1 protein-coding gene is annotated in these 1,526 nt (G+C 59.4%); it reads right to left on the bottom strand.

Annotation, left to right across the window (positions count from 1 at the left end):
- Positions 1-348: 348 nt before the first annotated feature.
- Positions 349-1,374 carry an IS110 family RNA-guided transposase gene (locus JGU72_RS30480; protein WP_046543588.1) on the bottom strand — a complete coding sequence of 342 codons (1,026 nt, stop codon included), beginning with the start codon at positions 1,372-1,374 and terminating at the stop codon, positions 349-351.
- Positions 1,375-1,526 lie beyond the last annotated feature (152 nt).

Raw genomic sequence — 1,526 nt, 5'->3', positions numbered from 1 at the left:
CCTCGACAGCCCGCTGAAGCGCGCGTTCGTCGCGGCGCTCGAGCAGGTGACGGCAACATCGGGCAACAATGGCGCGCAATAAAAATCTATGGTCAGCCCGATTTTTGCAAGCGAGGCAGTGTTGACCTAAAGTGGACTTGCTCGAATCTATCCGGGGTCGCGGATGGGAAAGATCCCGCCCCATGATGGGAGCCGCGCCGGGCAAACCTCAAAAAGCCCACAGCATTGAGGTGCTGTTTTTTGTGTCAGGTTACTTGCCCGGCCGTTGAGTCGTTTATGCCTTCACGTATCTCGCGTCGCAAAACCAGAGGTGACTACTGAAACTGAAGCCGTAAGCGATAGGAAGCGTCAGACTGAGGGAACAGCCTCGATGCTCCGGTAGTGTGTCCCTTTGGCGAGGATGGCCCAGGCGATCCTCGCCAGTTTGTTGGCCAGGGCACAGGCCACCACGTTCGAGTGTCGCCGCGCCAACAGGCTGCGAATCCAGACGCCCAATGCATCCGTGCGGTGCTCGATGCGCTGCATGATGGCCCGCGCACATTGCACCAGCAATCGTCGCAGTTCCTTGTCGCCACGCTTGCTGATGCCCAGTAGCGTTGGTTTGCCGCCGGTGCTGTACTGCCGCGGCACCAGACCAACCGAAGCTGCAAACTGCCTTGCTGAGCCATATTGCTGGGCATCGCCCAACTCAGACATCAACACGCTGGCGGTCATCGGGCCAATGCCAGGAATCTCGAGCAGTCGTTCACTGCGTTCATCCTCGTGTAGCTGGGTAAGCAACTCACGTTCGAGCTGGTGGATCTGCTCGTCCAGATACTTGAAGTGCGCCTGCAAACGTTCGAGCACGACCACCAGCCTCGGCGGCAACGATTCTGCCTCGAGCACGGCAGGCAGTCGCCGGATCACTGCCATGCCGCGCGGCAAGCTGATACCGAACTCCAACAGAAACGCATGAATCTGATTGATCGTGCCGGTGCGGTCACGCACCAGCCGCTCGCGCACACGGTGCAAGGCTGAAACGATTTGCTGGGCTTCGTTGTGCGGGCTCACGAAACGCATGCTCGAACGAGCGGCTGCTTCGCAGATCGCCTGGGCGTCCGCGAAATCGTTCTTGTTGCCTTGCCGGAACGGTTTGACGAATTGCGGAGAAATCAGCTTGGCCTCATGGCCCAGCGCTTGAAGTCGACGTGCGATCCAGTGAGCACCGGCGCAGGCCTCCATGACCACAATGCAACGCGGAAAATTGCCCAGCAGCGTGAACATCTGGCTACGCGTGAGCTTTTTACGGAACACCATCCTGCCTGACGCATCCTGTCCATGCAGGTGGAAGCAGTGCTTGCCGAGATCGATTCCGATCAGCGATACCGTGTCCATGATGGCCCTCCAGAAGGACAAAATCCTCACTCAGCGTAGTCCACTGAGTGAGGATCGGGCTGACCATCCTATTAAGCCCCGGCGCGCGAGCGGCCGGGGCCAACGGAACAACCACCACCTGAAACGACGGAGCGCGCGGCTGCTTAGGCGAC

It is taken from the genome of Antrihabitans auranticaus, from assembly GCF_016481275.1.
Classification (GTDB): Bacteria; Actinomycetota; Actinomycetes; order Mycobacteriales; family Mycobacteriaceae; genus Antrihabitans.
The sequence above is the reverse complement of the archived record's forward strand: the minus strand, read 5'-3'. Positions and strand labels throughout refer to the sequence as shown.

Excerpts from the sequence above, each read along its gene's own strand:
- JGU72_RS30480 (WP_046543588.1), bottom strand. The coding sequence starts at position 1,374 with ATGGACACGGTATCGCTGATCGGAATCGATCTCGGCAAGCACTGCTTC.